19 protein-coding genes are annotated in these 25,779 nt (G+C 71.6%); 14 read left to right on the top strand and 5 right to left on the bottom strand.

The window, feature by feature from the left end:
- Positions 1-251 precede the first annotated feature (251 nt).
- A complete protein-coding gene (locus F6W97_RS19440; protein ID WP_155371835.1) occupies positions 252-794 on the bottom strand; it encodes a hypothetical protein in 543 nt (180 codons plus the stop codon).
- A 920-nt stretch (positions 795-1,714) separates the two neighbouring features.
- Complete coding sequence (locus F6W97_RS19435) at positions 1,715-4,309, bottom strand: MGH1-like glycoside hydrolase domain-containing protein (RefSeq protein ID WP_155372977.1); 2,595 nt, start codon at positions 4,307-4,309, stop codon at positions 1,715-1,717.
- 255 nt (positions 4,310-4,564) lie between these two features.
- On the opposite strand from F6W97_RS19435, the gene F6W97_RS19430 reads away from it, so the two are divergent.
- From F6W97_RS19430 to F6W97_RS19385, 10 genes are all read left to right on the top strand, one after another.
- Positions 4,565-6,529: an amylo-alpha-1,6-glucosidase gene (locus F6W97_RS19430; RefSeq protein ID WP_155371833.1), complete on the top strand. Its 1,965-nt coding sequence runs from the start codon at positions 4,565-4,567 to the stop codon at positions 6,527-6,529.
- Positions 6,530-6,679: 150 nt separating this feature from the next.
- The gene (locus F6W97_RS19425; protein WP_196279315.1) at positions 6,680-8,014 is read left to right on the top strand and encodes a glycosyltransferase family 4 protein; all 1,335 of its coding nucleotides are present in this window, start codon (positions 6,680-6,682) and stop codon (positions 8,012-8,014) included.
- 61 nt (positions 8,015-8,075) lie between these two features.
- Positions 8,076-9,917, top strand: coding sequence for a 1,4-alpha-glucan branching protein GlgB (glgB, locus tag F6W97_RS19420; RefSeq protein ID WP_196279237.1), 1,842 nt, complete (start codon positions 8,076-8,078; stop codon positions 9,915-9,917).
- Between the two features lie 169 nt (positions 9,918-10,086).
- A complete protein-coding gene (locus F6W97_RS19415; RefSeq protein ID WP_155371830.1) occupies positions 10,087-12,393 on the top strand; it encodes a sensor histidine kinase in 2,307 nt (768 codons plus the stop codon).
- Positions 12,390-12,794 carry a roadblock/LC7 domain-containing protein gene (locus tag F6W97_RS19410; RefSeq protein ID WP_144120291.1) on the top strand — a complete coding sequence of 135 codons (405 nt, stop codon included), beginning with the start codon at positions 12,390-12,392 and terminating at the stop codon, positions 12,792-12,794. The genes F6W97_RS19415 and F6W97_RS19410 overlap by 4 nt, the downstream gene beginning before the upstream one ends.
- Complete coding sequence (locus tag F6W97_RS19405) at positions 12,784-13,173, top strand: DUF742 domain-containing protein (protein ID WP_155371828.1); 390 nt, start codon at positions 12,784-12,786, stop codon at positions 13,171-13,173. The genes F6W97_RS19410 and F6W97_RS19405 overlap by 11 nt, the downstream gene beginning before the upstream one ends.
- Positions 13,166-13,765 (top strand): GTP-binding protein, encoded by a 600-nt coding sequence (locus F6W97_RS19400; protein WP_155371826.1) that lies wholly within the window; start codon positions 13,166-13,168, stop codon positions 13,763-13,765. Before F6W97_RS19405 ends, F6W97_RS19400 begins: the two co-directional genes overlap by 8 nt.
- Before the next feature lie 79 nt (positions 13,766-13,844).
- Complete coding sequence (locus F6W97_RS19395) at positions 13,845-16,316, top strand: hypothetical protein (protein ID WP_155371824.1); 2,472 nt, start codon at positions 13,845-13,847, stop codon at positions 16,314-16,316.
- Between the two features lie 9 nt (positions 16,317-16,325).
- Positions 16,326-17,525 (top strand): YibE/F family protein, encoded by a 1,200-nt coding sequence (locus F6W97_RS19390; RefSeq protein ID WP_155371823.1) that lies wholly within the window; start codon positions 16,326-16,328, stop codon positions 17,523-17,525.
- A gap of 85 nt (positions 17,526-17,610) precedes the next feature.
- Complete coding sequence (locus F6W97_RS19385; RefSeq protein WP_155371821.1) at positions 17,611-18,024, top strand: DUF7144 family membrane protein; 414 nt, start codon at positions 17,611-17,613, stop codon at positions 18,022-18,024.
- Positions 18,025-18,191: 167 nt separating this feature from the next.
- Here F6W97_RS19385 and F6W97_RS19380 read toward each other — a convergent pair whose 3' ends face one another.
- Positions 18,192-19,757: a CocE/NonD family hydrolase gene (locus tag F6W97_RS19380; protein WP_155371819.1), complete on the bottom strand. Its 1,566-nt coding sequence runs from the start codon at positions 19,755-19,757 to the stop codon at positions 18,192-18,194.
- A 181-nt stretch (positions 19,758-19,938) separates the two neighbouring features.
- Positions 19,939-20,697 carry an SDR family oxidoreductase gene (locus F6W97_RS19375; RefSeq protein ID WP_155371817.1) on the bottom strand — a complete coding sequence of 253 codons (759 nt, stop codon included), beginning with the start codon at positions 20,695-20,697 and terminating at the stop codon, positions 19,939-19,941.
- 256 nt (positions 20,698-20,953) lie between these two features.
- On the opposite strand from F6W97_RS19375, the gene F6W97_RS19370 reads away from it, so the two are divergent.
- From F6W97_RS19370 to rocD, 4 genes are all read left to right on the top strand, one after another.
- Complete coding sequence (locus F6W97_RS19370) at positions 20,954-21,511, top strand: RNA polymerase sigma factor (protein ID WP_155371816.1); 558 nt, start codon at positions 20,954-20,956, stop codon at positions 21,509-21,511.
- Positions 21,504-22,283 (top strand): hypothetical protein, encoded by a 780-nt coding sequence (locus F6W97_RS19365; protein WP_155371814.1) that lies wholly within the window; start codon positions 21,504-21,506, stop codon positions 22,281-22,283. Before F6W97_RS19370 ends, F6W97_RS19365 begins: the two co-directional genes overlap by 8 nt.
- A 199-nt stretch (positions 22,284-22,482) precedes the next feature.
- The gene (gene ddaH, locus F6W97_RS19360) at positions 22,483-23,292 is read left to right on the top strand and encodes a dimethylargininase (RefSeq protein ID WP_196279236.1); all 810 of its coding nucleotides are present in this window, start codon (positions 22,483-22,485) and stop codon (positions 23,290-23,292) included.
- A complete protein-coding gene (gene rocD / locus F6W97_RS19355; protein ID WP_155371813.1) occupies positions 23,289-24,509 on the top strand; it encodes an ornithine--oxo-acid transaminase in 1,221 nt (406 codons plus the stop codon). Before ddaH ends, rocD begins: the two co-directional genes overlap by 4 nt.
- Before the next feature lie 192 nt (positions 24,510-24,701).
- Here rocD and F6W97_RS19350 read toward each other — a convergent pair whose 3' ends face one another.
- On the bottom strand, positions 24,702-25,760 hold the full coding sequence (locus tag F6W97_RS19350; RefSeq protein ID WP_155371811.1) for an FHA domain-containing protein: 1,059 nt from the start codon (positions 25,758-25,760) through the stop codon (positions 24,702-24,704).
- Positions 25,761-25,779 lie beyond the last annotated feature (19 nt).

The raw sequence follows: 25,779 nt of genomic DNA, 5'->3' as shown, positions 1-25,779 counted from the left end.
CGCCCATCGGCCCCGCGGCACGCGAAAAGGGGGCGCACGTCGGAAGCTGAGTACCCGGACTGGTGCACTGTTCGCCAGGAGATCGAGGCTGAGGCAGGTTCGGAGGCCGTCAAAACCGCGAAGGTCGAACTCCAAACCTGGCTTCGCTCGTACCAGCCTGCTGGCACGAGCGAAGCAATTCATGACCCAGGCTGCGCAACACGTCCAGCTTCCTGAACCCGGATACGATTTCGACGACGCCCCGACTACGACTAGGACTTCTGAACGGACCACGATCCGTCTGCGGTCACCTCGAACACTATCGTCTCTGAGCTGACCAGCACCTCTCCCGAGTACTTACCGATCTCATTGATCACCAGGTCTCGGCCGGATTCACCCCATGCCCACAGGGCGAAGTTCGACCTCCCCGTGTGGGAGACTTTCAATGTGGAGAGGCCCCCAAGGACACCGCTCGGCACGAGATAGACGGCGTCGCCTTTGCTCTTCAACAGGGCACCGCTCCAACGGGGGGCCTTCTGGAGAACCTGAACGGTGACCTTCCAGCTTCCTCCAGCCGTGATCTCCAACGCTGCCGGATAGTCCTCAAAGGTCAGCGGCCTCGTCCCGGCATACGAGCCGATCTCGTTAACCAGAAGATCGAGATACTCGCCGTTGCTGCCACGCGACTTGATGGCGAAGTTGGAGGAGCCGCTGTGCGAGATCTTCGCGATGTAGTGGTACTCCTCGTCGAACTTCGCCAACTTGACGACCTTGTCGCCTCTCCCGGAGTAGACCTTGTCGGCAGGAACCGCCACCGCACTCGTCGCGACTACCGTGGGCGAGGGGGACGGACTCAAGACGGCGACCGGCGATACGAGCGGTGACGGCGCAGCCTGGACGCCAGCTGCCCGTGTCGGGGAACTATCCGGCCGAGGGTCGCCCGAGGTCGCCACAACGGCGACGACGCCACCGCAGCACAAAAGTGCCATAACAGCGACACCGCCACCGATGCCTAACAAAATTCCACGCCTGCCACCGCGCTTCTGAGGTGAAGCAACTGGCGGGATACCGACGTGATAGGTCTCGGTGGGTGGCAAATCCTGGCTCACGGTTAGTCCGTCTCCTCGGCACTAGAAGGTTTGCTTCGCTTCACGAGATGTGGCGAAACAAGCCTTCATGAAAACTGCCTCGCCGACGATTGCCCAGCAGGCGCTATGTGCGGATCGGAACGTTCTCTTCGCTCGGCCGGCAGTACGACGGGTAATGCCCATTGGATCGGCCAGCCTCAAGGACAGCCGTCTCCGTATAGCACAATGGGGACAGAAACGATCCCTTTGTCGGAAGCAACAGCCCCGAACAACTCTTGGTGCCGCCCCTGCGCGCAAGATCCCCACGATATGTGCGACCAGCACAACCGATCATCTTTCACTGTTGCCTGAATCGGCGAACCAATTAGCGGCGCCCCCGGGCGAGACGACGACTAGAGCGACTCCTCTGGCAGCGTCCAAATCGTGGGAGAGCAGCGTCTCGGTGGGGACTAGCCATCGCTCCGACCGGTCATCGATGTCCTGCGCTCAATTCGTCCGCCGTAGCGCCGCAAACCGGTTCAGCACACGACGAAACACAACCTTCACATCTGTGCCCGAGCCGGCTCGGTTTGCAGTTTCGGGGAAAGTGCAGCCATCGACGGTCGGTCAAGCGCACTTTCCCCGAAACTGCAGGCACAAGCGAGGTGTCAACGGCCCCCGTGGGGGCGGTTGCGGGTGAGGATGAGGTCGAGGACCAGGGCGGTCCAGCCGCACTGGTGGGTCGCGCCCATGCCCATGCCGTTGTCGCCGTGGAAGAACTCGGGGAACGTCAGGTGGGCGGTCCAGTCCGGGTGGTCGCTGAGCAGCGGGTGTTTCGGCAGGTACGGCCGGTTGCCGTCCTTGTCGGGCAGGAACAGCGCGATGAGCCGGTCGGAGAGGTCGTCGGCGATCTGGTCGAGGGTCAGTTTCTGGCCGGACCGGGTCGGATACTCCACCAGCAGGTCGTCGTGGAAGAACCGGGCGTAGTGCCGGATGCCCTCGATGAGCAGGTAGTTCACCGGGAACCAGATCGGCCCGCGCCAGTTGGAGTTGCCGCCGAACAGCCCGTTCGTCGACTCCGCCGGCTCGTACCCGACGGTGTAGTCGTGCCCGCCGAGCCGGATCGTGTACGGCTTGTCCAGGTGCGCCCGGGACAGGGTGCGCAGCCCGTAGTCGGACAGGAACTCGTCGGTGTCGAGCATCCGGCTCAGGATGCGCCGCAGCTGCTCCGGCCCGACGACCGCGAGCAGCCGCTGCTGCTGACCGCCGTCGGAGATCCGCCGCGCCCCGACGACCTCGGTGAACTCGGGCCGGTTGGTCAGGAACCAGCGCAGCCGCGCCGCGATCTCCGGCAGCCGGACCAGCGTCACCGAGCTGAGCGTCGTCGTCGCGCACAGCGGCAGCAGGCCGACCACGGAGCGCACCTTCAGTGGCACCTCCCGCCCGTCGGTGCGCCGTAGCAGGTCGTAGAAGAAGCCGTCCTCGTCGTCCCAGAGTCCCTGGTGGGAGGCGGCGTTGGCGATGTACGCGAAGTGTTCGAGGAACTTGGTCGCTATGTCGGTCCACACCCGGTCGTGGGTGGCCAGCACCAGCGAGATCTCCAGCAGGTTGAGGGCGTACATCGCCATCCAGGCGGTGCCGTCGGACTGCTCCAGCACGCCGGGCACGGGCAGCGACGCCGAGCGGTCGAACGGGCCGACGTTGTCCAGGCCGAGGAAGCCGCCCTCGAACAGATTGTTGCCGCCGGTGTCCTTGCGGTTGACCCACCAGGTGAAGTTGAGCAGCAGCTTGTGCATCACGCGGGCCAGGAAGGCGTAGTCGCGCCCGCCGTCGATCTCGAACACGCGCAGCGCCGCCCAGGCGTGCACGGGCGGGTTGACGTCGCCGAACGCCCACTCGTACGCCGGGATCTGCCCGTTGGGGTGCAGGTACCAGTCGCGCAGCAGGAGCAGGATCTGCTCCTTGGCGAAGTGCGGGTCGACGCGGGCCAGCGCGACGCAGTGGAAGGCCAGGTCCCAGGCGGCGTACCAGGGGTACTCCCACGGGTCCGGCATGGAGATGACGTCGAAGCTGGTCATGTGCCGCCAGGCGCTGTTGCGCCCGAACCGGCGGCCCTCCGGCGGGGCGGGCGAGGCCGGGTCGCCGTCGAGCCAGCGGGCCACGTCGTAGTGGTAGAACTGCTTGCCCCACATCAGCCCGGCGACGGCCTCGCGCACCACCTGCGTCTGCGCAGGCGGGGTGCCCGGCGGGACCAGCCAGGCGAAGTACTGGTCGGCCTCGGCCTTGCGGGCGGCCATGACCTGGTCGAACTCCCCGCCCAGCGAGGGCACGGGGCGTTCCTTGCCGCCCGGCGCGGCGATCTGGGTCAACCGCAGCCTGATCTGCGCCGTCTCGCCCGGCGGCACGGTCAGCACGTAGTGCAGCGAGGCTTTGGTGCCGGTGCGCTCCGGGTTGACCGTCGGCAGCCCGTGCACCACGTGGTCGGCGATGCCGTCCTTCGGGTAGTCGGGCGTCTCCTCGTAGCCCCACAGCCGCGCCGCGTTGGTCTCGTTGTCGCAGGCCAGCGGCACGGGCGCGCCGTCGCCCTGGAGTGTCAGCCGGCCCAGGATGCGGTGCTGGGCCCGCAGCTCGCCGTGCCCGTCGACCAGGTCCGCGACGATCTCCGGCTTGTCGTCGCGGCCCGGCAGGCCCCACGACCAGGTGTTGCGGAACCAGAGCGTCGGCAGCACGTGCAGGCTCGCCGGGTCCGCGCCCCGGTTGGTCACCGAGACGAGGATGCACATGTCGGTCGGCGAGGCCTTGGCGTAGTCGGCGGTGACCACCCAGTAGCGGTCGTCGGCGAAGACCCCGGTGTCGGCCAGCTCGTACTCCGGCTCGGAGCGGTCCAGCTGCCGGTTGACCGCGACCAGCTCCGAGTACGGGAACTCGCGCTGCGGGTAGTGGTAGCGCCAAGACATCCACGAGTGCGTCGGCGTGGAGTCGGTGTACCACCAGTACTCCTTGGCGTCCTCGCCGTGGTTGCCCTCGTTGCCGGTCAGCCCGAAGATGCGCTCCTTGATGATCGGGTCGGCGCCGTTCCACAGGCCGAGGCCGAAGCAGAAGGTCTGCCGCTCGTCGCAGATGCCGGCCAGCCCGTCCTCGTTCCAGCGGAAGGCGCGGGAGCGGGCGTGGTCGTGCGGGAAGTACTCCCAGGCCGTGCCGTGTTCGCTGTAGTCCTCGCGCACGGTGCCCCAGGCCCGCTCGGAGACGTACGGCCCCCACATCCGCCAGGGTTCGGCCCCGGCATCCGCGTCGGCCAGTCTCCTGCGTTCCGCGTCACTCACGCGTTCTCCTCGCTACGCTCGTCGGCCGCGTGGCCGCGGTGCCACCCGGTTCCCTCGCTACGCTCGGTCACGCATCTCCCCGCTCTGCTCGCCCACCCCGTGATTGTCCCCTGCCTCTGTTACACGTCTGCGTAACTTTGGCTGAGTCGCGCGATCACCATCCCGATTGCCCTGGTTTTTTGGCAGAGTTGCTGCATGCGATTCGGGACGCAGGTATGCGGCGAGCCGGCCCTCGGCGCGGCGCGGGAGTGGCTGGTGGCCGACGGGCGCGGCGGTTACGCGATGGGCACGGTGAGCGGGCTGCGCACCCGGCGCTACCACGGTCTGCTGGTGGTCGCGGGGGACACGCCGGCGTCCCGGCACGTCGGGCTGGCGGCACTCGATCCGGTGGTACGCCTGCCCGGTGGACGGATCGTACGGCTGGGCAGCCACGAGTGGGCCGACGGCACGCTCGCCCCGCAGGGATACCTCCTGCTGGAGGAGTTCGCACTGGTGGACGGCCTGCCCCGGTGGCGCTGGCGGATCGGCGCGACGGTGCTGGAGCGCACGCTCGCGATGCGGCACGGCTCGTCCTGCGTGGCCGTGGTCGACCGGCTGGTCAGCGGCGGCCCGGTCGAACTGTCCCTGGAGGCACTGTGCACCTGGCGTGACCAGCACGGCGAGCGCCGCGCAGGTGACCTGCCGGTGCGCGAGGTCGCCGGCGGAGCAGTGATCGCGGACGCCTACCGGCTCCGGGGCCGCCTGGCCGCCGGCGGTCACGCCGCAGCGCCGCCCGCCGGGCCGCCCGACACCCGGCCGTGGGCCGAGCGGGCGGCCGACGCCGTCTGGGCTCCCGACGGCACCTGGCTGCTGAACGTGCACCACCGGATGGAGGCCGAACGCGGGTACGTGCCGAACGAGGATCTGCTGCTGGCGGGCCGGTTCACGGCGACGTTGGCCGAGCCCGGCGACGCCCTGGAGGTCACCGCCTGGTCCGGCGACCTGGGTGTCGAGCCGCCTCCGGCCGGGGCGATCATCGACACGGACCGCGCGCGCCGCCGGGCTCTGACCGCCGGTGCGGCCGACGCCGACGCCGCTGAGCTGGCGCTGGCCGCGGACGCGTTCGTGGTGACCACGGCGAGCGGGCCGGACGTGGTGGCCGGCTACCCGTGGTTCGGCGCGTGGTCCCGCGACACGATGACCTCATATGAGGGGCTGTTCCTCACCACCGGGCGTGCGGAGCAGGGGCGTGAGCTGCTGCGGGCGTACGCGGCGACGCTGTCGGAGGGCATGCTGGCCAACACGGCCGACGGCGGGGCGGTCGGGCACAACACCGCCGACGCGACGCTGTGGTTCCTGCACGCGATCGACCGGCACGTTCGCGCGACCGACGACGACGATCTCGCCGCGGAGCTGGTGCCCGCGCTGGACGAGGTGCTGGCGGCGCACCTGCGCGGCACCCGCTACGGGATCAAGGTGGACGAGAGCGACGGGCTGCTCTTGCAGGGCGCCGACGGGGAGGCGCTGACCTGGATGGACGCCCGCGTCGACGGGATGGGGGTGACCCAGCGCGCGGGCAAGGCCGTCGACATCAACGCGCTGTGGTGCAACGGGCTGGCGGCGCTGGCCGCGCTGCGCGAGCGGGCCGGGCGGCACAGCGACGACGTGCGGCGGCGGCACGCGGTGACCGAGGCGGCGTTCCGGCGGCGCTTCCCCGCGCCGTCCGGCCACCTCTATGACGTGATCGACCCTGACGACGCCGCGCTGCGGCCGAACCAGCTGCTGGCGTACTCGCTGCCGTACGCGCCGATGGAGCCGGACCCGGCGGTGCTGCACCGGATCACCGACGCCCTGCTCACCCCGCTGGGGCCGCGCAGCCTCGACCCGGCCGACCCGGCCTACCGGCCGGTGCACGGCGGCACCCTGCGCGACCGTGATCTGGCCTACCACCAGGGCACGGTGTGGCCGTGGCTGATCGGGCCGCTGGGTGACGCGCGGCGCCGGGCCGGCCTGCCCAACCGCGAGGTGCTGACCGGGCTGCTGGCGCACCTGGGTGATTTCGGTCTCGGTTCGGTCAGCGAGACCGCCGACGGCGACGCCCCGCACCGGGCCACGGGCTGCCCGTTCCAGGCGTGGAGCGTGGCCGAGACGATGAGAGTTCACGTCACGTCTACTGAGTAGTAGCAGAGCGTAACAGACACGAAACACAAGGTCCCCAGCTCGAAATTGGTATCAGTCAGACTTTGTACAACCCCAAAGGCGTACGCGGCATCGAGTGTCCGGTGCCTGGTTCCGTATGCCCGGGAGTCGCTGCGAGGGGGCCGCATGACCATGAACCTTCCCGTCCCATCGGGTCTGCCGACGGCATCGAAGCCGCTGCGGATCATGATGCTTTCCTGGGAATACCCGCCGGTTGTGGTCGGCGGCCTCGGCCGGCACGTGCATGCGCTGGCCAATTCACTGGTGCTGGCCGGTCACCACGTCACCGTGGTCACCCGGCATGCGCCGGGCGCCCCGCTGGAGGAGTACGCGCCCCCGCCCGCGCCCGGCTTCCAGGGCGTGCGCGTCGTGCGCGCACCGGAGGACCCGCCGCTGTTCCCACTGGCCACCCCGACGCTGCTGGCCTGGACGATGGCGTTCAACCACACGCTCACCCGGGCCGCGCTGCGGGCCGCCGAGGCCGACGACTACGACGTGATCCACGGCCACGACTGGCTGGTCACGCACACCGCTGTCACGCTGGCCGAGCACCTGGGCAAGCCGCTGGTCGCCACCATCCACGCCACCGAGGCCGGTCGGCACCAGGGCTGGCTGCCGGAGGACCTGAACAAGAGCATCCACTCCGTCGAGTGGTGGCTCGGCCACCGCGCCTGCCGGGTGCTGGTCTGCTCGGAGTACATGCGCTGGGAGGTCACCCGGCTGCTCAACCTGCCCATCGGCAAGGTCGACGTCATCCCCAACGGGGTCGACGGCCGGGTCTGGAAGGCCCCCGTGCAGGCGGTCCGCGAGGCGCGGTCCCGGTTCGCCGGGGACGGCCCGCTGGTCGGCTTCGCCGGGCGGCTGGTGTACGAGAAGGGCGTGCAGCACCTGGTCGACGCGGTGCCGCAGCTCGCCGACGAGCACCCGGGCCTGCGCGTGGTCATCGCCGGGGACGGCCCCTACCGCGAGCAGCTGGTCGAGGCCACGCACGCGCTGAAGATCGACAAGCAGGTCAGCTTCATCGGCTTCCTGTCCGAGCGCGAACTGCCCGCCGTGCTCGCGGCGACCGACGCGACCGTCGTCCCCTCGCTGTACGAGCCGTTCGGCATGGTCGCGCTGGAGGCTGCCGCGGCCGGCGCGCCGCTGGCCGTCGCCGACACCGGCGGCCTGGCCGAGATCGTCGAGCCCGGCGTGACCGGCATGACCTTCCCGCACAGCAACCCCGAGGCGCTGGCCGGCGCCGTGGGCACGCTGCTCGCCGAGCCGGTCAAGGCCAAGCAGATCGCCAAGCGGGCGCTGACCATGGTGTCCAAGCGGTACGGCTGGCAGACCATCGCGGCCAGCACCGTGCAGACCTACCGCAGCGCCATCGCCCAGGAACCCGCCTTCCAGGTCGAGCGCCTGGCCGAGCAGGCCGGCGGTGAGCGCCCGCAGATCATCGTCCCTGACGGAAACCTGCTCCGATGAGGGCGCAGGCAGAACTTCGGCTCGTTGGTCAACGGGGCGTTGCGCACGACGAGGAGAAGCCATGAACCTGATCGGCGATCTTGATCTATACCTCATCGGTGAGGGCAGGCACGAGCGGCTCTGGAAGGTGCTCGGGGCCAACCCGGAGCCCGAGGGCCAGGGCTGGCGCTTCGCGGTATGGGCGCCGAACGCCAGGGAAGTCCAGGTCATCGGCGACTTCTCGGGCTGGTGGCCGGACGACGGCATCCCGATGAGCCCGCAGGGTGACAGCGGGGTCTGGGCGGCCATCGTGCCGCACGCCGCCGCCGGGCAGCGCTACCGCTACCGGGTCCACGGCGCCGACGGCCGCTGGACCTACCGCGCCGACCCGCTGGCCGTCGCGGCGCAGTGCCCCCCGGAGAACGCCTCGGTGCTCTTCTCCTCCGACTACACCTGGAACGACGAGTCCTGGATGGCCGGGCGCGGCAAGCGCGCCGACCACCACGCCAGGCCGATGGCCACCTACGAGGTGCACCTGGGCTCGTGGCGGCCGGGGCTGTCCTACAAGGAACTCGCCGACGAGCTGGTCGCCTACGTCACCGACCTGGGCTTCACGCACGTGGAGTTCCTGCCCGTGATGGAGCACCCGTACGGCGGCTCGTGGGGATACCAGATCACCGGCTTCTTCGCGCCCACCGCCCGCTTCGGCGACCCGGACCAGTTCCGCCACCTCGTCGACCGGCTGCACCAGGCCGGCATCGGTGTCCTGCTGGACTGGGTGCCCGCCCACTTCCCCCGGGACGAGTGGGCCCTGGCCCGCTTCGACGGCACCCCGCTCTACGAGCACGAGGACCCGCAGCGCGGCGAGCACCCCGACTGGGGCACGCTGGTCTTCAACTACGGCCGCCGCGAGGTGCGCAACTTCCTGATCGCCAACGCCCGCTACTGGTGCGAGGAGTTCCACGTCGACGGGCTGCGCGTGGACGCGGTCGCCTCGATGCTCTACCTCGACTACTCGCGCGAGGCCGGGCAGTGGACGCCCAACGTGTACGGCGGCAACACGTACCTGGAGGCGGTGGACTTCCTCAAGGAGCTCAACACCTCCGTGTACGCCGACCAGCCGGGCGTGCTCACCATCGCGGAGGAGTCGACGGCCTGGCCGGGCGTCTCCCGGCCGGTGGACACCGGCGGCCTGGGCTTCGGCATGAAGTGGAACATGGGCTGGATGCACGACACCCTGGAGTACCTCCAGAAGGACCCGTCGCACCGCAGCTACCACCACGCGCAGCTGACCTGGCCCAGCGTGTACGCCTTCGACGAGCAGTGGGTGCTGCCGCTCAGCCACGACGAGGTGGTGCACGGCAAGCGCTCGCTGATGGGCAAGCTGCCCGGCGACCGCTGGCAGCGGCTGGCCGGGCTGCGCGGGCTGCTGGGCTACATGTACGCCTTCCCGGGCAAGAAACTGCTGTTCATGGGTGCGGAGCTGGCCCAGGAATCGGAGTGGAGCGAGCAGTTCGGGCTGGACTGGGCGCACGCCGACTACCACGGTGACGTGCGCGGGCTGGTGCGCGACCTGAACCGGATCTACCGCGACAGCGCAGCCCTGTGGGCCCGCGACACCGAGCCGGGCGGTTTCAGCTGGATCGACCCGCACGACTCGGGCAGCAACACCGTCTCCTTCGTACGCCACGGCAAGACGTCGAAGAAGCTGCTGGCCTGCGTGGCCAACTTCTCCGGCATCCCGCTGCACAGCCACCCGATCAAGCTCCCGCGCACCGGGTCGTGGCTGGAGGTGCTCAACACCGACGCGGAGGTGTACGGCGGCTCCGGGGTCGGCAACATGGGCCGGATCCGCACCGACGCCGAGGGCAACGCCGTCGTCCAGGTCGGACCGTACGGTGCGGTCTGGTTCGCACCCGCGTAACGATCTCCGTCAGCACGTGACCGGCACCGGCATCGGTGCCGGTCATCGTGTTTTCAGCGTCCTACCTGGTGAACTGAGGGCGCCCGAAAGGTGTGCCGGGGCCGTGAGATCAGTAGTATTTCCACGTTTCCTCGGTTGTCCCCACCCCCGGTGCGCTTATGAGGTCGTCATGCCCCGACGCGTCTTCTCCCAGCAGAGCTGGTCGATCAGGTCGCGGGTGATGCTGCTCCTGCTGGCGCCGCTGGTGCCGCTGATCGGCATGTGGCTGCTGGGCACCACGGCGAGCCTCGGCCCGGCGACGAACCTGCTCGACGTCAAGTCCGGCGTGGACATGTTCGGCACACCCGCCTACGAGCTGGTCAGCGAGCTGCAGGCGGAGCGGGCGCTGTCGATGCGCCTCGTCAGCGGCGGGGCCGGTGCGGCGACCGAACTCGACACGCAGCGCGCCGAGACCGACGCGGCGCTGGCCGAGTTCCGGCGGCTGACCGGCAGCGACGACGCCGAGTCGGCGGCGAGCGCGCTCACCCGCCAGCACCTGGCCGCGGTCGGCAAGGCGCTGGAGGAGCTGCCGCTGGGCCGGGCCGTGGTGGACACCCGGCAGTACGACCGGGTGCAGATCATGCGGCTGTACAGCGACATCATCGACAGGACCTTCGGACTGTACGGCTCCGTCTCCGGCCTCGACGACCACGAGCTGAACCGCCAGGCGGGCACCGTCATCGCGCTCACCGAGGCACGTGAGCTCTACGCCCGGGAGAACGCGCTGGTCAGTGCCACCATCGCGGGCGGCGGCATGTCCCCGGCCGAGCGGGCCGAGGTGGTGGCGCTGGTCGGGCTGCAGCGGCGCGCACACGACACGGCGACCCGCTACCTGCACCCCGACGACGCCGACCGGTACACCGCCATCCTGGACAGCGCGGCCTACCTGCGTCTGCGGGCCGTCGAGGACCGGCTCGCCGACCTCGGCCGCCCGGCCCCCGCGATCGACGCGACGCAGTGGTCCGCCGACTACGCCGCGGTCGACGGCAAGCTCTACGAGCTGGAATCCGCGGCCGCGTCCCGCACCATCGACGCGACCATGCCCGCCGCCACCGCGATCCTGCTCCGGCTGGCCCTGGCCGGCGGGGTCGGGCTGATCGTCATCGTGGTGCTGGTGCTGGTCTCCCGGCGGGTGGCCCGCTCGGTCATCCACCGCATCAACGCGCTGCGCACGCAGGCCCTGCACGTCGCCGAGCACAGCCTGCCCGACGTGGTGGCGCGGCTGCGCACCGGCGCCGACGTGGACGTGGACGCCGAGGTGCCGCCGCCGCCGGCCACCGTCTCCGACGAGCTCGACGAGCTGGAGAACGCCTTCGCCCTGGTGCAGCGGACCGCCGTGGCCTCGGCCGTGCAGGAGGCGACCCTGCGCAACGGGCTCAACCAGGTCTTCCTCAACATCGGCCGGCGCAGCCAGGTGCTGCTGCACCGCCAGCTCGCGCTGCTCGACGCGATGGAGCGCCGGGTCACCGACCCGCAGGACCTCGAAGACCTGTACCGCGTCGACCACCTCGGCGCGCGGATGCGCCGCCACGCCGAGGACCTGGTGATCCTGGCCGGGGCCAAGCCCGGCCGGGGCTGGCGGCATCCGGTGCCCGTGCACGACGTGATGCGCTCGGCGGTGTCCGAGGTCGAGGAGTTCACCCGGATCACCGTGGTGCCGCCGCAGGAGCTGGCGCTGCGCGGCCGCGCCGTCAGCGACGTCATCCACCTGCTGGCCGAGCTGCTGGAGAACGCCACCGCGTACTCGCCCCGCGACACCCATGTCACGGTGGCCGGGCAGCTGCTGCCCAACGGCTACGCGGTGGAGATCGAGGACCGCGGCGTCGGCATGCCGGCGTCCGCCGTCGACGAGGCCAACGGGCGGCTGGCCGACCCACCCGACTTCGATCCCGCGCACAGCTCCCGGCTGGGCCTGTTCGTGGTGGCCCGGCTGGCTGCCCGGCACGGCATCCGGGTCACCCTGCGCCCCTCCCCGTACGGCGGGCTCACCGCGGTGGTGCTGCTGCCACGTGAGCTGGTCGTCGACGACAACGCCACCGCCCCGCCGGCGACCCCGGCCGTGCCGGCCGCCGTGGCCGTCCCGATCGCCGCGCTGACCGCCGGGCCGCAGAGCGCCCAGGTGGTCGAGGGCACGAGCACGCCTGCGGCAGCCGCCGCCGACGACAGCGGCCCGCAGACCGAGGCCGAGCTGCCGGTGCGGGCGCCGCAGACGCATCTCGCCGCGCCGCTGCGCAACGAGCCGCTGATCGTGCTCGACACCGCGGCGGACTCCGGATCCACCCCGTCGGCGCGGCCCGCCGAGCGCACCCGCAGCATCCTGACGTCCCTGCTCGCGGGTGCGCACCGGGGCCGGGCGGCCGCCACGGTGCGCACCTCGCCCACCCCTCCCGCTGGCACCCCCGCAGCGGCCGAACCGCCTGAGGAGCCGACATCATGAGCAATCCCGCGGGCCTGGACTGGCTGCTCGACGACTTCGTGGACCGCATACCCGCGGCGCTGCGGGCCGTCGTGTTCTCCGTGGACGGGCTGCTGCTCGGCGCGTCGCGCGACCTGTCCCAGGCCGACGCCGACCACATGGCCGCGATCGCGGCCGGGTTCGCCAGCCTGTCACGCAGCGCCGGACGGCACTTCAAGGCCGGGCCGGTGCGCCAGGCCGTGATCGAGATGGAGGAGGCCGTCCTGCTGGTCACCGACGCCGGCGAGGGCAGCTGCTTCGCGGTGCTGAGCAATGCCGACTCCGACATCGGCATGGTCGCGTACGAGATGGCCATGGTCGTCGAGCGCATCGGCCACAGCCTCGGCACGCAGCCGCGGCCGACCTCCACCCATGCGCGCTGACGACGACGATGCGCACGAGTGGCTCGATGCCGAAGCCGGGCCGCTGGTGCGGTCGTACGCGGTCACCGGCGGCCGGGCGCGCCCCGGCGCGGCCACGTTCGACCTGCTCACCTATGTCGTGGCGACACCGGCGGGGCAGCGTCGCCACGCCGTCCACCTGCAACCCGAGCACCGGGCGGTCCTCGCGCTGGCGGCCGAACCCATCTCGGTCGCCGAACTTTCCTCCCGTGCCGGGTTTGCCCTCGGCGTGGTCCGGGTACTCCTCGCCGACCTGTTCGACGAGGGCGCCGTGAAACCTCTCGCGCCAGCAGTGGCCCCCGGCCACATTCCGGACGACCACATCCTCCAGGCGGTGATCCTTGGCCTCCGTCATGCGTGACGAGCGTGCCCGGTCCGTACCCACGGCGATCAAAATACTGGTCGCCGGGGGCTTCGGCGCAGGCAAGACGACAATGGTGGGCACGGTCAGCGAGATCATGCCCCTGCACACCGAGGAGGTGCTCACCTCGGCCGGCACCGAATCCGACGACCTGTCCGGAGTGGAGGCGAAGCGCACCACCACGGTCACCATGGACTTCGGCCGGATCACCATCGGCGACAGCGCGGTGCTGTACCTGTTCGGCACGCCGGGCCAGGACCGGTTCTGGTTCCTCTGGGACGAGCTGGCGATCGGCGCGCTGGGCGCGGTGGTGCTGGCCGACACCCGGCGGCTGGCGGACAGCTTCCCGTCCATCGACTACTTCGAGCGGCGGGGCGTTCCGTTCGTCGTCGCGGTGAACTGCTTCCACGGCCACCAGCCGTTCGGCGTCGACGCGGTGCGCGGTGCGCTGTCGCTGGACCCGGAGGTGCCGGTGGTGATGTGCGACGTGCGGGACCGCCGCTCCGGGCGCGAAGTGCTGGTGACCCTGATCGAACACGTACGGGCGATCACGCTCGGACCGGCGCACACCGCCGCAGCCGGCACGAGCTGACCCACCCGCGGTGTGTCAACTGATCGGCGGACCTCTCCAGCCATAGGCGTGACACGCGTGTCGCCGGTACGCTGCGCCGGTGCCGAACCCCGACCGACTCGCCAGCCGGAGCCTGCCGGCCATCCTGCGCGACGCCGCTGACCTCGCCCTGAAGCAGTGGCGCGGCCTGCTGGTGGTGGCCGCCACCGCGCTGGTGCCGGCGCTGGTGGCGCGTGAGGTCATCGGGCTGTTCGCGCTCAACGGCAGCGCGACGGTGGTGGACGGGACGTTCACGCCGTCCCCCGCCGCGGCGGCGGGCGGGGCCGGGCTGGTGGCGCTCGCGCTCGGCTGGGTGGTGGCACTGGTCGCCGGCATCGCGGTGGCGTCCGGCGGCGTACGCGGCATCCCGGTCGACCCCCGGGCCGCCCTGCTGCTGGCCCTGCGCCGGCTGCCCGCGCTCGTGCCGGCCCTGCTGCTGATCGCCGTCGCGGCGGTCGGGCTGCAGGTCCTGACGCTGCTCGCGGTCGCCTTCTTCGACATCGCCCTGCCCCAGGACGTGGCCACGGCGGCGGTCTTCGGCCTGTTCGTGCTGGCCCTGATCGTGCTCGCCAGCAGGTTGCTGACGGTGCCCGCGGTGGTGCTGGGCGATGGCGCGGTCTCCTGGCTGCAGCATGCGCACGCGCTCGCCGCGGGCCGGCTGCTGTCGGCCGGGGGCGCGCTGGCGATCGGCGTGGTGGTGGTCCCGGCGCTGACGGGCATGGGCGCCACCGCGCTGGCCCAGGCGCAGCCCGCGTTCGCGCTGCTGGTCGCCGCGGTGGCCGCGATCGTGGTGCCTACCGTCCAGTCCGCGGTGCTGGCCACTGTCTACCTGCAACCCCGCCCGACCGGCGGACGCGGCGCGGAGGCCGACCTCGACCGGGTCGACCAGGCACTGTCGGCGCTGTCCCCCGCACCGGCAGCCGACCCCCCGCCCGCGGACCCGGCCGAAGACGCGGTGGCCCCCGCCGAGCTCGCCACAGCGCTTCCCGCCCCCGCCGCGCAGGTCCAGGCCGGCACCACGACACCGGCCCACGCCGCAGCCCAGCCGGCCGCGCCCGCCTGGACCGACGGCACGACGTCAACGCCCGGCCCGCCGTTGCGGGCCTCCGGCCCTCGGCACGGCTCGCCTACCCGGACCGATCGCCGCGACGCGCTCGCCCGGCACTCCGCCGCGCTCGGACGGCGCTCCGCCGCGCTCGCCCGGCACTCCGCCGAATTCGGACGGCGCTCCGCCGCGTTCGGACGCCGGGGGTTCGCCGCGCTCGGGCGGCCCTGGACCGGGCGGGCCGCGTTCGTTACGGCGCTGGCATCTCTGCTGCTGCCGGCGCTGCTGGGGCTGGGTTTCGCGGCCGCCGACCCGTGGGACGGCCCGCACGCGAGCCGGCACGGTGTCTCGTGGAGCGGCGAGGTGCTGGCCATGGCTTGGCCGTCGGGCCGCCATCCGGTCGTGGTGACCGACTACGGCCCGCACTGGTGCCTCGACGACGAGTGCCGCACCGTGCGCTCGCGCAGCTCCGAACCGCTGATGCTGGGTGCGCCGATGCCCGCGACCGCGATCACCGCCGCCGGGGACGTGGTGTCGGCGGGCATCCGCGGCCGGGAGAACCGGGCGATCAAGACCGACGGCGACGACGCCGTGCAGATGCAGCGCTGCACCGCGCCGTGGGCCCCGGCCGACTCCCGGCCGAAGCCCGGGACCTGCGAGGACGGCATCACCCGCTGGCACAGCGGCGGCCGGGAGGGTCAGTCGCACCTGGCCGTCGCGGCCGGACCCGACGGCTCCGTCGTGGTGGCCACCGCCCGCCCGCTCCTGGTGCGCACCGGCACCCGGCCCCGGGCCGAGCTCGCGGTCACCCGCTGCAGCTCGGTGCACTGCAACCGGCGCACGCTGGACGTGCTCGGCACGGTCGAGGTCGAGCTGAGCGCGTGGCTGCCCGAGGGCACGGTGACCGCGCCGGCGTACGCCCCGCTGCTCCAGCTCACCCTCGACGCGGCGGACCGGCCGACGGTGCTGCTGCGCGATCCTGCCGGGCGCCGGGCCTGGCTCGGGACCTGCCCGACGGCCGCGTGCGACAGCCCGAGCGTCACCGAGATCGGCGCCCCGGAACGGGCCACCGACCAGGCCGTGCTGCTGCCCGGCGGCACGCCGCGGCTGGTCGCCGGCGACACGGCACGGCTGGTCGCCGGCGGCGACGCGATCACCTTCCACGCCCCGGTGGCGGTCGCCGCGGGCGGGCCCGGCCTGTACGTGCTGGGCACGGAGTCCGATCTGGCGGCCCCGGTGCCACTGGCCCCGGCCGAGCACGGCACCGGCAGGCTGGTGCTCTGGCACTGCCCGCCCGGCTCCGCGGACCGGGCCCGCCGGGTGGCGCTGCCCTTGCTGACCGGCGAGCTGTTCCAGGCCGCGCTGGTCACCAGCGGCGACGGCCGAATCCTGGTCACCTACTCCGACAGTGGTCTGCGGTACGCCGTGCTGGTGACCGGGCCGCCCAACCCGGGCAAAGGCCCCTACTGCGCGGGGTTCGACGGCTAGGTTCTGCTCATGGGGGCCGGACACAGTCACGAGCCTGGCGAGTCGCTGCCACCTGCCCCGGCTGACCTGCGCAGGATCGTCACCGCGGTCATCGTGCCGCTGATCGCGGCCACCCTGGTCGGGCTGGTCGTGCTGTGGCCACGCGGGCAGTCCCCGCAGCAGGCCTCCGACACCATGCAGCGGCTGCACGGCGAGATCGTGTCGGCGACGCCCGCCTGCCCGCGCGAGGTCCCGGCCCAGCCCGGCGGCGACTGCGGCACCGCTCAGGTGCGCATCGGCGACGAGGTGGTCGACGCGGTCGTGCCGACCGGGCCGAGCGCGCCGGTGGTCGGCGTCGGCGACGACGTGGTGCTGATCGGGTCCGTCGACGCCGAGGGCGGGCAGCGGTACGCGGTGGTCGACCACGACCGGTGGGGCTGGCTGCTGGCACTGGTCGCGCTGTTCGCCGCCGCGGTGATCGCGTTCGCGCGCTGGCGCGGTGTGGCGAGCCTGGTCGGGCTGATCGTGAGCTTCGGGGTGCTGCTGGCCTTCATCCTGCCCGCGATCGTGCGCGGGGAGCCGCCGCTGGCGGTCGCGATCGTCGGGTCCGCCGCGATCATGTTCGCGGTGATCTACCTGACGCACGGCGTCAGCGTGGGCACCTCCATGGCGCTGCTGGGCACGCTGGCCGCGCTGGTGCTGACCGGGCTGCTCGGCCTGCTCACCACGAACCTGCTGCACCTGACCGGCTCCGGCAGCGACGAGGCCGCGATCCTGGCCAACGTGCTGGCCGGGGTGGACCTGCGCGGCCTGCTGCTGGCCGGGATCATCATCGGCACGCTGGGCGTGCTCGACGACGTCGCCATCACCCAGCTGGCCATCGTCGGGGAGCTGTCGCTGGCCGATCCGACGCTGAGCGCGCGGCAGCTCTACCGGTCGGCGATCAAGGTGGGCCGGTCCCACGTCGCGTCCGTGGTCAACACCATCATCCTGGCGTACGCCGGCGCGTCGCTGCCGCTCATGCTGCTCCTGGTCACGGCGGGCACCCGGACCCGTGACGTGCTCTCCACGCAGGTGATGGCGGCGGAGATCGTGCGCGGCGTGGTCGGCACGATCGGCCTCATCGCCGCGGTTCCGATCACGACCGCGCTCGCCGCCTGGGCGATCGCCCGCTCGCACCGGCACGCCGCCGCGCCGCACGCGCATCCGGTCGAGCCGGACGCGCTCTGAGCTGTTTCCGGCGTTCGCCCTGATCAGTCGGTTGTTCGGCGATAACGTGAAGGGGCTTCGTCCGTTTCGCACGAAGGTGGGTGCTATGTCGACCGTGGCGAAAGCGACCGAGCGCATCGGCTCGGGCTGGCTGTCCTTCGCCGGCCTGCTCATTCTGCTGCTGGGGGTGTTCAACGTGGTGGAGGGCATCTTTGCGATCGCCAACGACCGGTATGCCGCGTACGCCACGTCCACCCAGGGCGAGTTGTACGTGTTCAACCTGCACACCTGGGGCTGGCTGCACGTCCTGCTGGGCGCGGTGCTCATCGCCGTCGGCGCGGGCATCTGGTCCGGCAAGGAGTGGGCGCGCGGCGCGGGCATCGGCCTGGCCGGCGCGACGGCGCTGCTCCAGATGCTCTACCTGCCGGTGTACCCGTTCTGGTCGCTGATCAACATCGCGCTCTGCATCCTGGTCATCTACGCCCTGGTGGTGCCCCCGCGCGGCAGCACCGCCGACTGACCGCGCCGGCCCGGCTCGGGCGCGGCTCGCTGCGGGCCGCCGACGGGTCGACGGCGGCGGGTGAAGATCGCCGTTTGGTGTCATGATCTACGGTTTGACCGCAGATCATGACACCAAACGGCGATCATGACCCTGAGGCAGGCACCCGGGGACGGGCCACGTCCGGCTCAGCGGACCGGGACGTCCACCCAGGACTGGCCGGAGAAGGCCACCGAGCCCAGCCAGCCGTTCTCGTCCAGGTAGAGGCCGTCGTGGCCGTCGACCACCAGCGCGAGCCGGTGCCCGGCGGGCAGGTCCCAGCTGGTCGCGGGCAGCGCGATGTCGACCGTGCGGGCGGTGTTCGCGGTGGCGTTCAGCCACGACACCGGCCCGTGGGTGATCAGCTTGCCGGTGCCGGCCCAGTCGACGTCGTAGAGGTACGCCACGATGGTGCCGCTGCGCTCGGTCGGGGTGAACCGGGCGTGCACGGTCGCGCTGCCGCGGATGCGTACCGCGCTGGTCGCCTCGTCGCCGATCCAGACCGCGCCGTTGTCCCGGTCCACCGCGGGCATCCACGCCGTCGGCGGGATTCCGGTCAGCGCCTGCAGCCCGTTGGACAGCAGCACGATGCCGCCCGCGGCGACCGTGTCGTCGTTGAACCAGGTCCGCCGTGACCAGCCGGTGGTCGCCGTGCCGCCGAGCCTGCCGGTGCCGGTGAGCCAGCTGACCTCGCCGAGGCCGTAGCGCTTCGTCGACGTGCTCGCCGCGGCCCAGTTCGGGTACGACTCCACCGGGCCGCCGGTCAGCGAGCGCAGCACCACCGGCGGCTCGGCGTCGATGCCGTTGGCGATGCCCGACAGGTGCCGGTCGAACCAGCGCCGCACCGAGGTCCACACGTGGTTGTCCAGCCCGATCAGGCCGGTCAGCTCCGGGATGGCGTGGTCGCCGGGCGCGAACTCCAGCCGCTTCGGGCCGGTCAGCGCACCGTAGAAGTCGACCAGCTGGTTCGGCGGGAAGATCGTGTCGCCGTACCCGTTGGCCAGCAGCACCGCCGGGCGGTTGGCGTTGATCCCGGACAGGTACGTGCCCGCCGAGCGGAGCCGGGCGAACTCCTTGACCCCCGCGATGTTCCGGTTGGCGTAGAAGTCGTCGATGATCGCGTCGAACTCGTCGCTGGTGTCGCCGAGCAGTGCCGCCGAGCCGACCAGCAGCGCCGAGGACTGCAGCCGCCGGGTGTCCCCGCCGTACAGCGAGGCGACCAGGTCGCTCCAGCCGGACAGTGCCGCCACGGCCCGCACCCGGGCGTCGTGGCCGGACGCGATCAGGCTGATGCCCGCCCCGTAGGAGACCCCGGCCATGCCGATGCGGGACGGGTCGGCGGTGGTGTTCGCGACGAGCCAGTCGATCACCCGGGACGCGTCGGCGATGTCCTTCGGGCCAGCGGTGTCGATCTCACCGCCCGAGGCCCACCAGCCGCGCGGGGTGTACGACAGGACCGTGTAGCCGCCCTGGGCCAGGGCGTTCGCCTGGGCGATGTACTCCAGGTCGTTGAGGGACCAGCTGGCCGGGAAGACGACGGCGGGGTGGCGGCCCGGGGTGGTCGGCTCGATGACGTTGGCCTTGAGCACGGTTCCGTCGGGGGCGGTGATGTCGATGAATCGGAAGCCGGTGGTCGGGGCGGCGGCCTGGGCGGGAGCGGCCCAGGTGACGAGCGCCAGCGCGACCACCGTCAGGAGGGACAGGGATCTCCTCACGGCGGACCTCACGGGGGTGTCGGCCTTGCTTCGAAAATGTTACCGAGAGGTAACCACGCCGTGAGCTAGATCACAATACCCGCGAGTAGCTTTTTATGGACGTTGGCCTATCTGCGAGTTCGATCCACGAAAACTCGCTCAGATAGGCCAACGTCTATTGGAATGGCCCGGCAGGGCGGGATCAGCCGCGGGGGCCGCCGGCGACGTAGATGACCTGGCCGGTGACGAAGCCGGCGCCTTCGCTGGCCAGGTACGAGATCGCGTGCGCGACGTCGGCGGGGGTGCCGACCCGGCGGACCGGGGTCTCCGCCGCCCGCGCGGCCTGGAATGCCTCGAAGTCGACGCCGACGCGCGCCGCGGTGGCGGCGGTCATCTCGGTGACGATGAAGCCCGGCGCTACCGCGTTCGCGGTGATGCCGAACGGGCCCAGCTCGATGGCCAGGGTCTTGGTGAAGCCCTGCAGGCCGGCCTTGGCCGCGGCGTAGTTGGCCTGGCCCCGGTTGCCGAGCGCGGAGGTGCTGGACAGCGACACGATCCGGCCGTACTTCTGCTCCACCATGTACTTCTGCACGGCCCGGCTGCACAGGAACGCGCCGCGCAGGTGCACCGACATCACGGTGTCCCAGTCGCTGTCGCTCATCTTGAACAGCAGGTTGTCGCGCAGCACACCCGCGTTGTTGACCAGTGCGGACGGCGCGCCGAGGGTGGCCGCGACGTGCGCCACGGCGGCGTCCACGGCGGCGGAGTCGGAGACGTCCGCGCCGACCGCGATGGCCCGGCCGCCGGCCTCGGTGATCGCGGCGACGGTGTCGGCGCAGTTGTCCTCGGTGAGGTCGACGGCGGCGACGGCGAACCCGTCGGCGGCGAGCCGCCGCGCGGTGGCCGCGCCGATGCCCCGGGCCGCGCCGGTGACGATCGCTACTCTCTGGCTGTCAGTCATGCGCCGCACTTTAACGACAGTTCAGCGCCCCGCGGAATCGCCCCGCGCGGCGGGCGTGATTCGGACCGCCGGTGGCGGTGCCCGCCTGCTCCGCGGCCCGGTGACGCCCCCGCACGACATCGCGCCAGGCCGGAGGCGGGCTGACTACAGTGACCCGACCCGAAAAAACCTCCGATCGGGCTGCAACCTTGCGGACGCCCGCGTGGTGATATCGCGACGGGCCGATGTCGGCTCACGGGGACGAACGGATTGGCAGATGACGGCGTTGTCGATCAGACAGGCTGACTCACCGCCGGAGCAGGCGGAAGCGGGGCGCGAGAACGCCGCGCTCGCGGACTTCGAGGAGTGCTACGCCGCCAACTTTCACAAGATCACGATCCAGCTCGCGGCGTACCTCGGCAGCCTGGCCGAGGCCCAGGACGTCACCCAGGAGGCGTTCGCCCGGGCGCTGCCCCGCTGGGAACGCCTCACCGGGTACGCCGATCCGGGCGCGTGGGTGCGGCACGTCGCGTGGAATCTGGCCAAGACCCGCCAGCGCCGCCAGCAACGCCTGGCCCTGTTCCTGCGCCGGCAACAGCAGGAGGAGGTCGCCGGACCCGAGCCGGATCGCGTCGCGCTGATCCGCGCGCTGTCGAAGCTGCCCGAACGGCAGCGGCGCGCGTTCGTGCTGCACTACCTCGCCGACCTGTCCATAGCGCAGATCGCCGATCAGGAAGGCACCCCCGAAGGAACCGTCAAGTCCTGGCTGCACCGCGCACGTACGGCCATGGCGGCGCACCTCACCGGTGCGGCAGAGGAGGGTCGCGATGTCTGAGCCGCAGCACGAAGAGCTCTTCGCCCGAGCGGTCGGCGACTTCCGGGCGGCCGCGATGCCCGCGATCACGCCCCCGGGCCCGGCCGGGGCACTGCGCCGCGCCCGCGCCCGCCGCCGCAATCGCGTGCTGGTGCTGTGCACCGTGCTGGCGCTGCTGACGGCCCTGCCCGCGGCCGTGCTGGCACAGCAGCACCCGGGACCGGCGCCGGTGGTGAACCCCTCGGCCACGCCGTCCCCGTCGCCGAGCAGCACCGCGTCCCCGTCGGCCACGGCCACGCCGAGCGGCAGCCCTTCGCCCTCCCCTGCGCGGGTCACTCCGTCGGCCCCCCGCCCGACCACCAGCCGCCCGACCTCCGGCAGCGGCAGCGGGAGCGGCAAGAACTGCAGGCCCGGCGGCTACATCTCGGTGGTGGACGACGGCCCGCCCGCCCTGGTCGAAGTGGACGCGCTGCCGAACCTGTGCGCCGGGGAGAAGCTGTACTTCTTCTGGGCCGTCTATCGGGTGCAGGACGCGAACACTCTGGTGCTGACCGCGTCAGGACGCGGTTACGTCGACCACGCCCACGTCCGGCGCTCGATCGGGCTGCCCGGATGGGGCGGGCCCGAGGACGTCGAGGGCTGCACCGCGGCCTTCGTCGTTCAGGGCCGCGGTGCCATCAAGAGCACGATCCCCTGGTCGAGCGGCCGGCAGGGCTTCCAGGGCGGTAGCCCGTACGCGGCGTTCACGCCGACGCACTGGTACCCGTTCCACTCCTACTGCGATCCCGCTTGACCGGGTCCGGGCCGCGTCACCCACGGGGGGCGACGCGGCCCGGACCGCCACTCGCGGGTTCGGGGAGGCCCGCGGAAAGCGCCTCCCGCGCGCCACGCAACGGATCGTTGGTCGACAGGGTGAACTACGCAAGAAACCAAGGTCATAAGCATGAGCGAATGATGGTTATGCTGCGATCTTCACCTCTAGCGTTAGGGCCATGCAGAAGCGCTTTCTGATGTGCCGGCCCACCCACTTCGCCGTCACCTACAAGATCAACCCCTGGATGGACCCGGCCGCCCCGTACGACACCACTCTGGCGATCAGCCAGTGGGAGAGCCTCAAGGCCACGTACGAGAACCTCGGACATCAGATCGAGCTCATCGACCCCGTTCCGGGCCTGCCCGACATGGTCTTCGCCGCCAACGGCGGCACGGTGATCGACGGCAAGATGTTCACGGCGCAGTTCAGGCACGCCGAGCGGGCCGACGAGGGCCCGGCCTACCGCGACTGGGCCGACCGCGCCGGGTACGAGGTGCACGACGCCAAGCACGTCAACGAGGGCGAGGGCGACATCCTGCTGGCCGGCGAGTACGTGCTGGCAGGCACCGGTTTCCGTACGGCCCACGCCTCACACGCCGAGGTGCAGGAGATCTTCGGCCGCCCCGTGATCACCCTGCAGCTGGTGGACCCGCGCTTCTACCACCTCGACACCGCGCTCGCGGTGCTGTCGACCGGCGCCGACGGCAAGCCGGCCAACATCGCGTACCTGCCTGAGGCGTTCTCCCCCGGCAGCCAGAATGTGCTGCGTCAGCTGTTCCCGAACGCCGTCATCGCTAACATCGAGGATGCGGAGGTGCTGGGACTCAACGCGGTCAGCGACGGCGAGAACGTCGTGCTGCCGGTCCAGGCCACCCACCTCGCGGAGGAGTTGCGCAAGGCCGGCTACGAGCCGATCGGAGTCGACGTCTCCGAGCTGCGACTGGCCGGTGGTGGACCCAAGTGCTGCACCCTGGAGCTACGGTCATGAACTCGATCGTCGACAGCCGTACGCCGTCTGCGGTAGACGAGGCGGAGCGGTACACGGCGCACAACTACCATCCGCTGCCGGTCGTCATCACCGAGGCCGAGGGCTGCTGGGTCACCGACGTGGACGGGCGGCGCTACCTGGACTTCCTGTCCGGATACTCGGCGCTGAACTTCGGCCACCGGCACCCGGCGCTGATCGCCGCGGCGCACGCCCAGCTGGACCGGCTCACGCTGACCAGCCGCGCGTTCATCCACGACCAGTTCGCGGAGTTCTGCCACCGGCTGGCCGAGCTGACCGGCCAGGACCTGGTGCTGCCGATGAACACCGGCGCGGAGGCCGTGGAGACCGCGGTCAAGGTGGCCCGCAAGTGGGGCTACCAGGTCAAGGGCGTCCCGGACGGCCAGGCGAAGATCATCGTGGCGGCGGACAACTTCCACGGCCGCACCACCACGATCATCAGCTTCTCCACCGACGAGGACGCGCGGGCCGACTTCGGGCCGTACACCCCGGGCTTCGAGATCGTCGCGTACGGCGACCTGGAGGCGCTGGCCGAGGCGATCGACGACTACACGGTCGCGGTGCTGCTGGAGCCGATCCAGGGCGAGGCCGGCGTGCTGGTGCCGCCGGACGGCTACCTGTCGGGCGTACGCGCCCTGTGCAGCAGCCGCAACGTGCTGTTCCTGGCCGACGAGATCCAGAGCGGGCTGGCCCGCACCGGGCGCACGTTCGCCGTGGACCACGAGGACGTCAAGCCGGACATGCACATCATGGGCAAGGCGCTGGGCGGCGGCATCGTGCCCGTCTCCGCCGTCGCCGCCAGCCGTGAAGTGCTCGGCGTGCTCAAGCCCGGCCAGCACGGCTCGACCTTCGGCGGCAACCCGCTGTCCTGCGCGGTCGGCATCGAGGTCATCAAGCTGCTGGAGACCGGCGAGTACCAGCGCCGCTCGGCCGAGCTGGGTGCGGTGCTGCACGAGCAGCTGCGCGCGCTGATGGGCCGGGGCGTCACCGCGGTGCGCGGCCGCGGCCTGTGGGCCGGGGTCGACATCGACCCGGGCGTGATGACCGGACGCCAGGCGTCCGAGAAGCTGATGGCCCGCGGCATGCTCGCCAAGGACACCCACGGCACCACGATCCGCCTGGCCCCGCCCCTGGTCATCACCGAAGACGAGGTCACCTGGGCGGTCCGCCAGCTCGCCGAGGTCATCGGCGCAGCCTGACCGCCCGCCCCGCCGCCCCTTCCCGCGGCAACTCTTAAAGACTTGCGGCCTCGGAGTGCATCCGAGGCCGCAAGTCTTTAAGAGTTGCGCACCGGGCCGGGCCGGGCCGGGCCGCGGCGCGGCGTGGGGTGGGGTGGGGTGGGGTGGGGTGGCCTGGCGGCCCAGGGTGGACGCGTGGGCTGGGGTGGGGTGTCAGTAGCCGGAGCCGGGGCGGAAGGTCATGGTGGGGGCGTCGGACAGGACGGAGGCGGAGTCGAGGGGGCGGCTGCTGGCGAGGGCGCCGATGCGGCCGATCTCGACGCCGGGGAACAGTTCGACGATGTCGGAGACGCCGAGCTGGCGGGTCGCGCCGCGGCTGAGCTGGAGCTCGCCGTCGGCGGCGCCGCCCAGGCGGACCAGGGTGCCGTTCATGCTGAGGTCGGTGACCGAGACACCCTGCGGGGTGAGCGCGACCGAGAGGTGGGCGCGGCTGACCTTGGCGCGGGCGTCCTCGCTGAGCCACGGACCGAGCTGGACCCCGACCTGGCCCTGACCGCCGTCGGGGGCGCGACCGACCACCACCGGGCCCGCGGCGGTGACCACGAAGCGGGTCCGGATCACGCCGTCCACCCTTACCGCGAGCACCTGCTGCGGCGGGCGCGGACCGGAGTCGCCCAGCGGCGCGTCGTGCCGGGGGCAGATCGGCTGGCCGTTGCGCAGCCGCGGCGCGGGCTGGCCGCTGCTGCGGCGGGCCGGGCCGAAGTTGGCGCAGTCCGGGTCCGGGCAGTGCCACCAGCGTGCGGTGAGCTGGCGGCCGACCGGCGACGGGCCGGTCGGCACCGGCCCGCGCGGCTGCAGCACGACACCGCCGGCGCCCGGCAGCGGCGACCAGACCGCGGGCAGCACCCGCGAGACGATCGGCAGACCGGTGAGCTCGGATACCTCGACGACCCGCGCGGCCGCGCCGACCACGACCTCGACCACGCCGTCGTCGCCCCAGCGGCGCATGACCATCCGCTCGTTGGACGTCAGATCCTGGTTGGAGAGCAGGGACTTGTCGACGACGCAGTATGCCGAGACGTGCTCCTCGCCGACCTGGCGGGCCAGCCCGTCGACCACCATGCCGAGCCGGACCAGGTTGGCGGGGCGGCCGCCGTCCAGGTCGGCGCAATAGATCAATTCAGCCACGTCGAGCACTCCGGCGGCGAGAGCCGGGTCGGTGCCCAGCCGCCGCTCGATCGCATCCAGCACATGACTGACCTCGAACCTCATAGTCACAGACCCTAGGTTC

The sequence above is a fragment of the Catellatospora vulcania genome, assembly GCF_009720385.1.
GTDB lineage: Bacteria > Actinomycetota > Actinomycetes > Mycobacteriales > Micromonosporaceae > Catellatospora > Catellatospora vulcania.
This window is presented reverse-complemented; position numbering and strand designations above follow the sequence as displayed.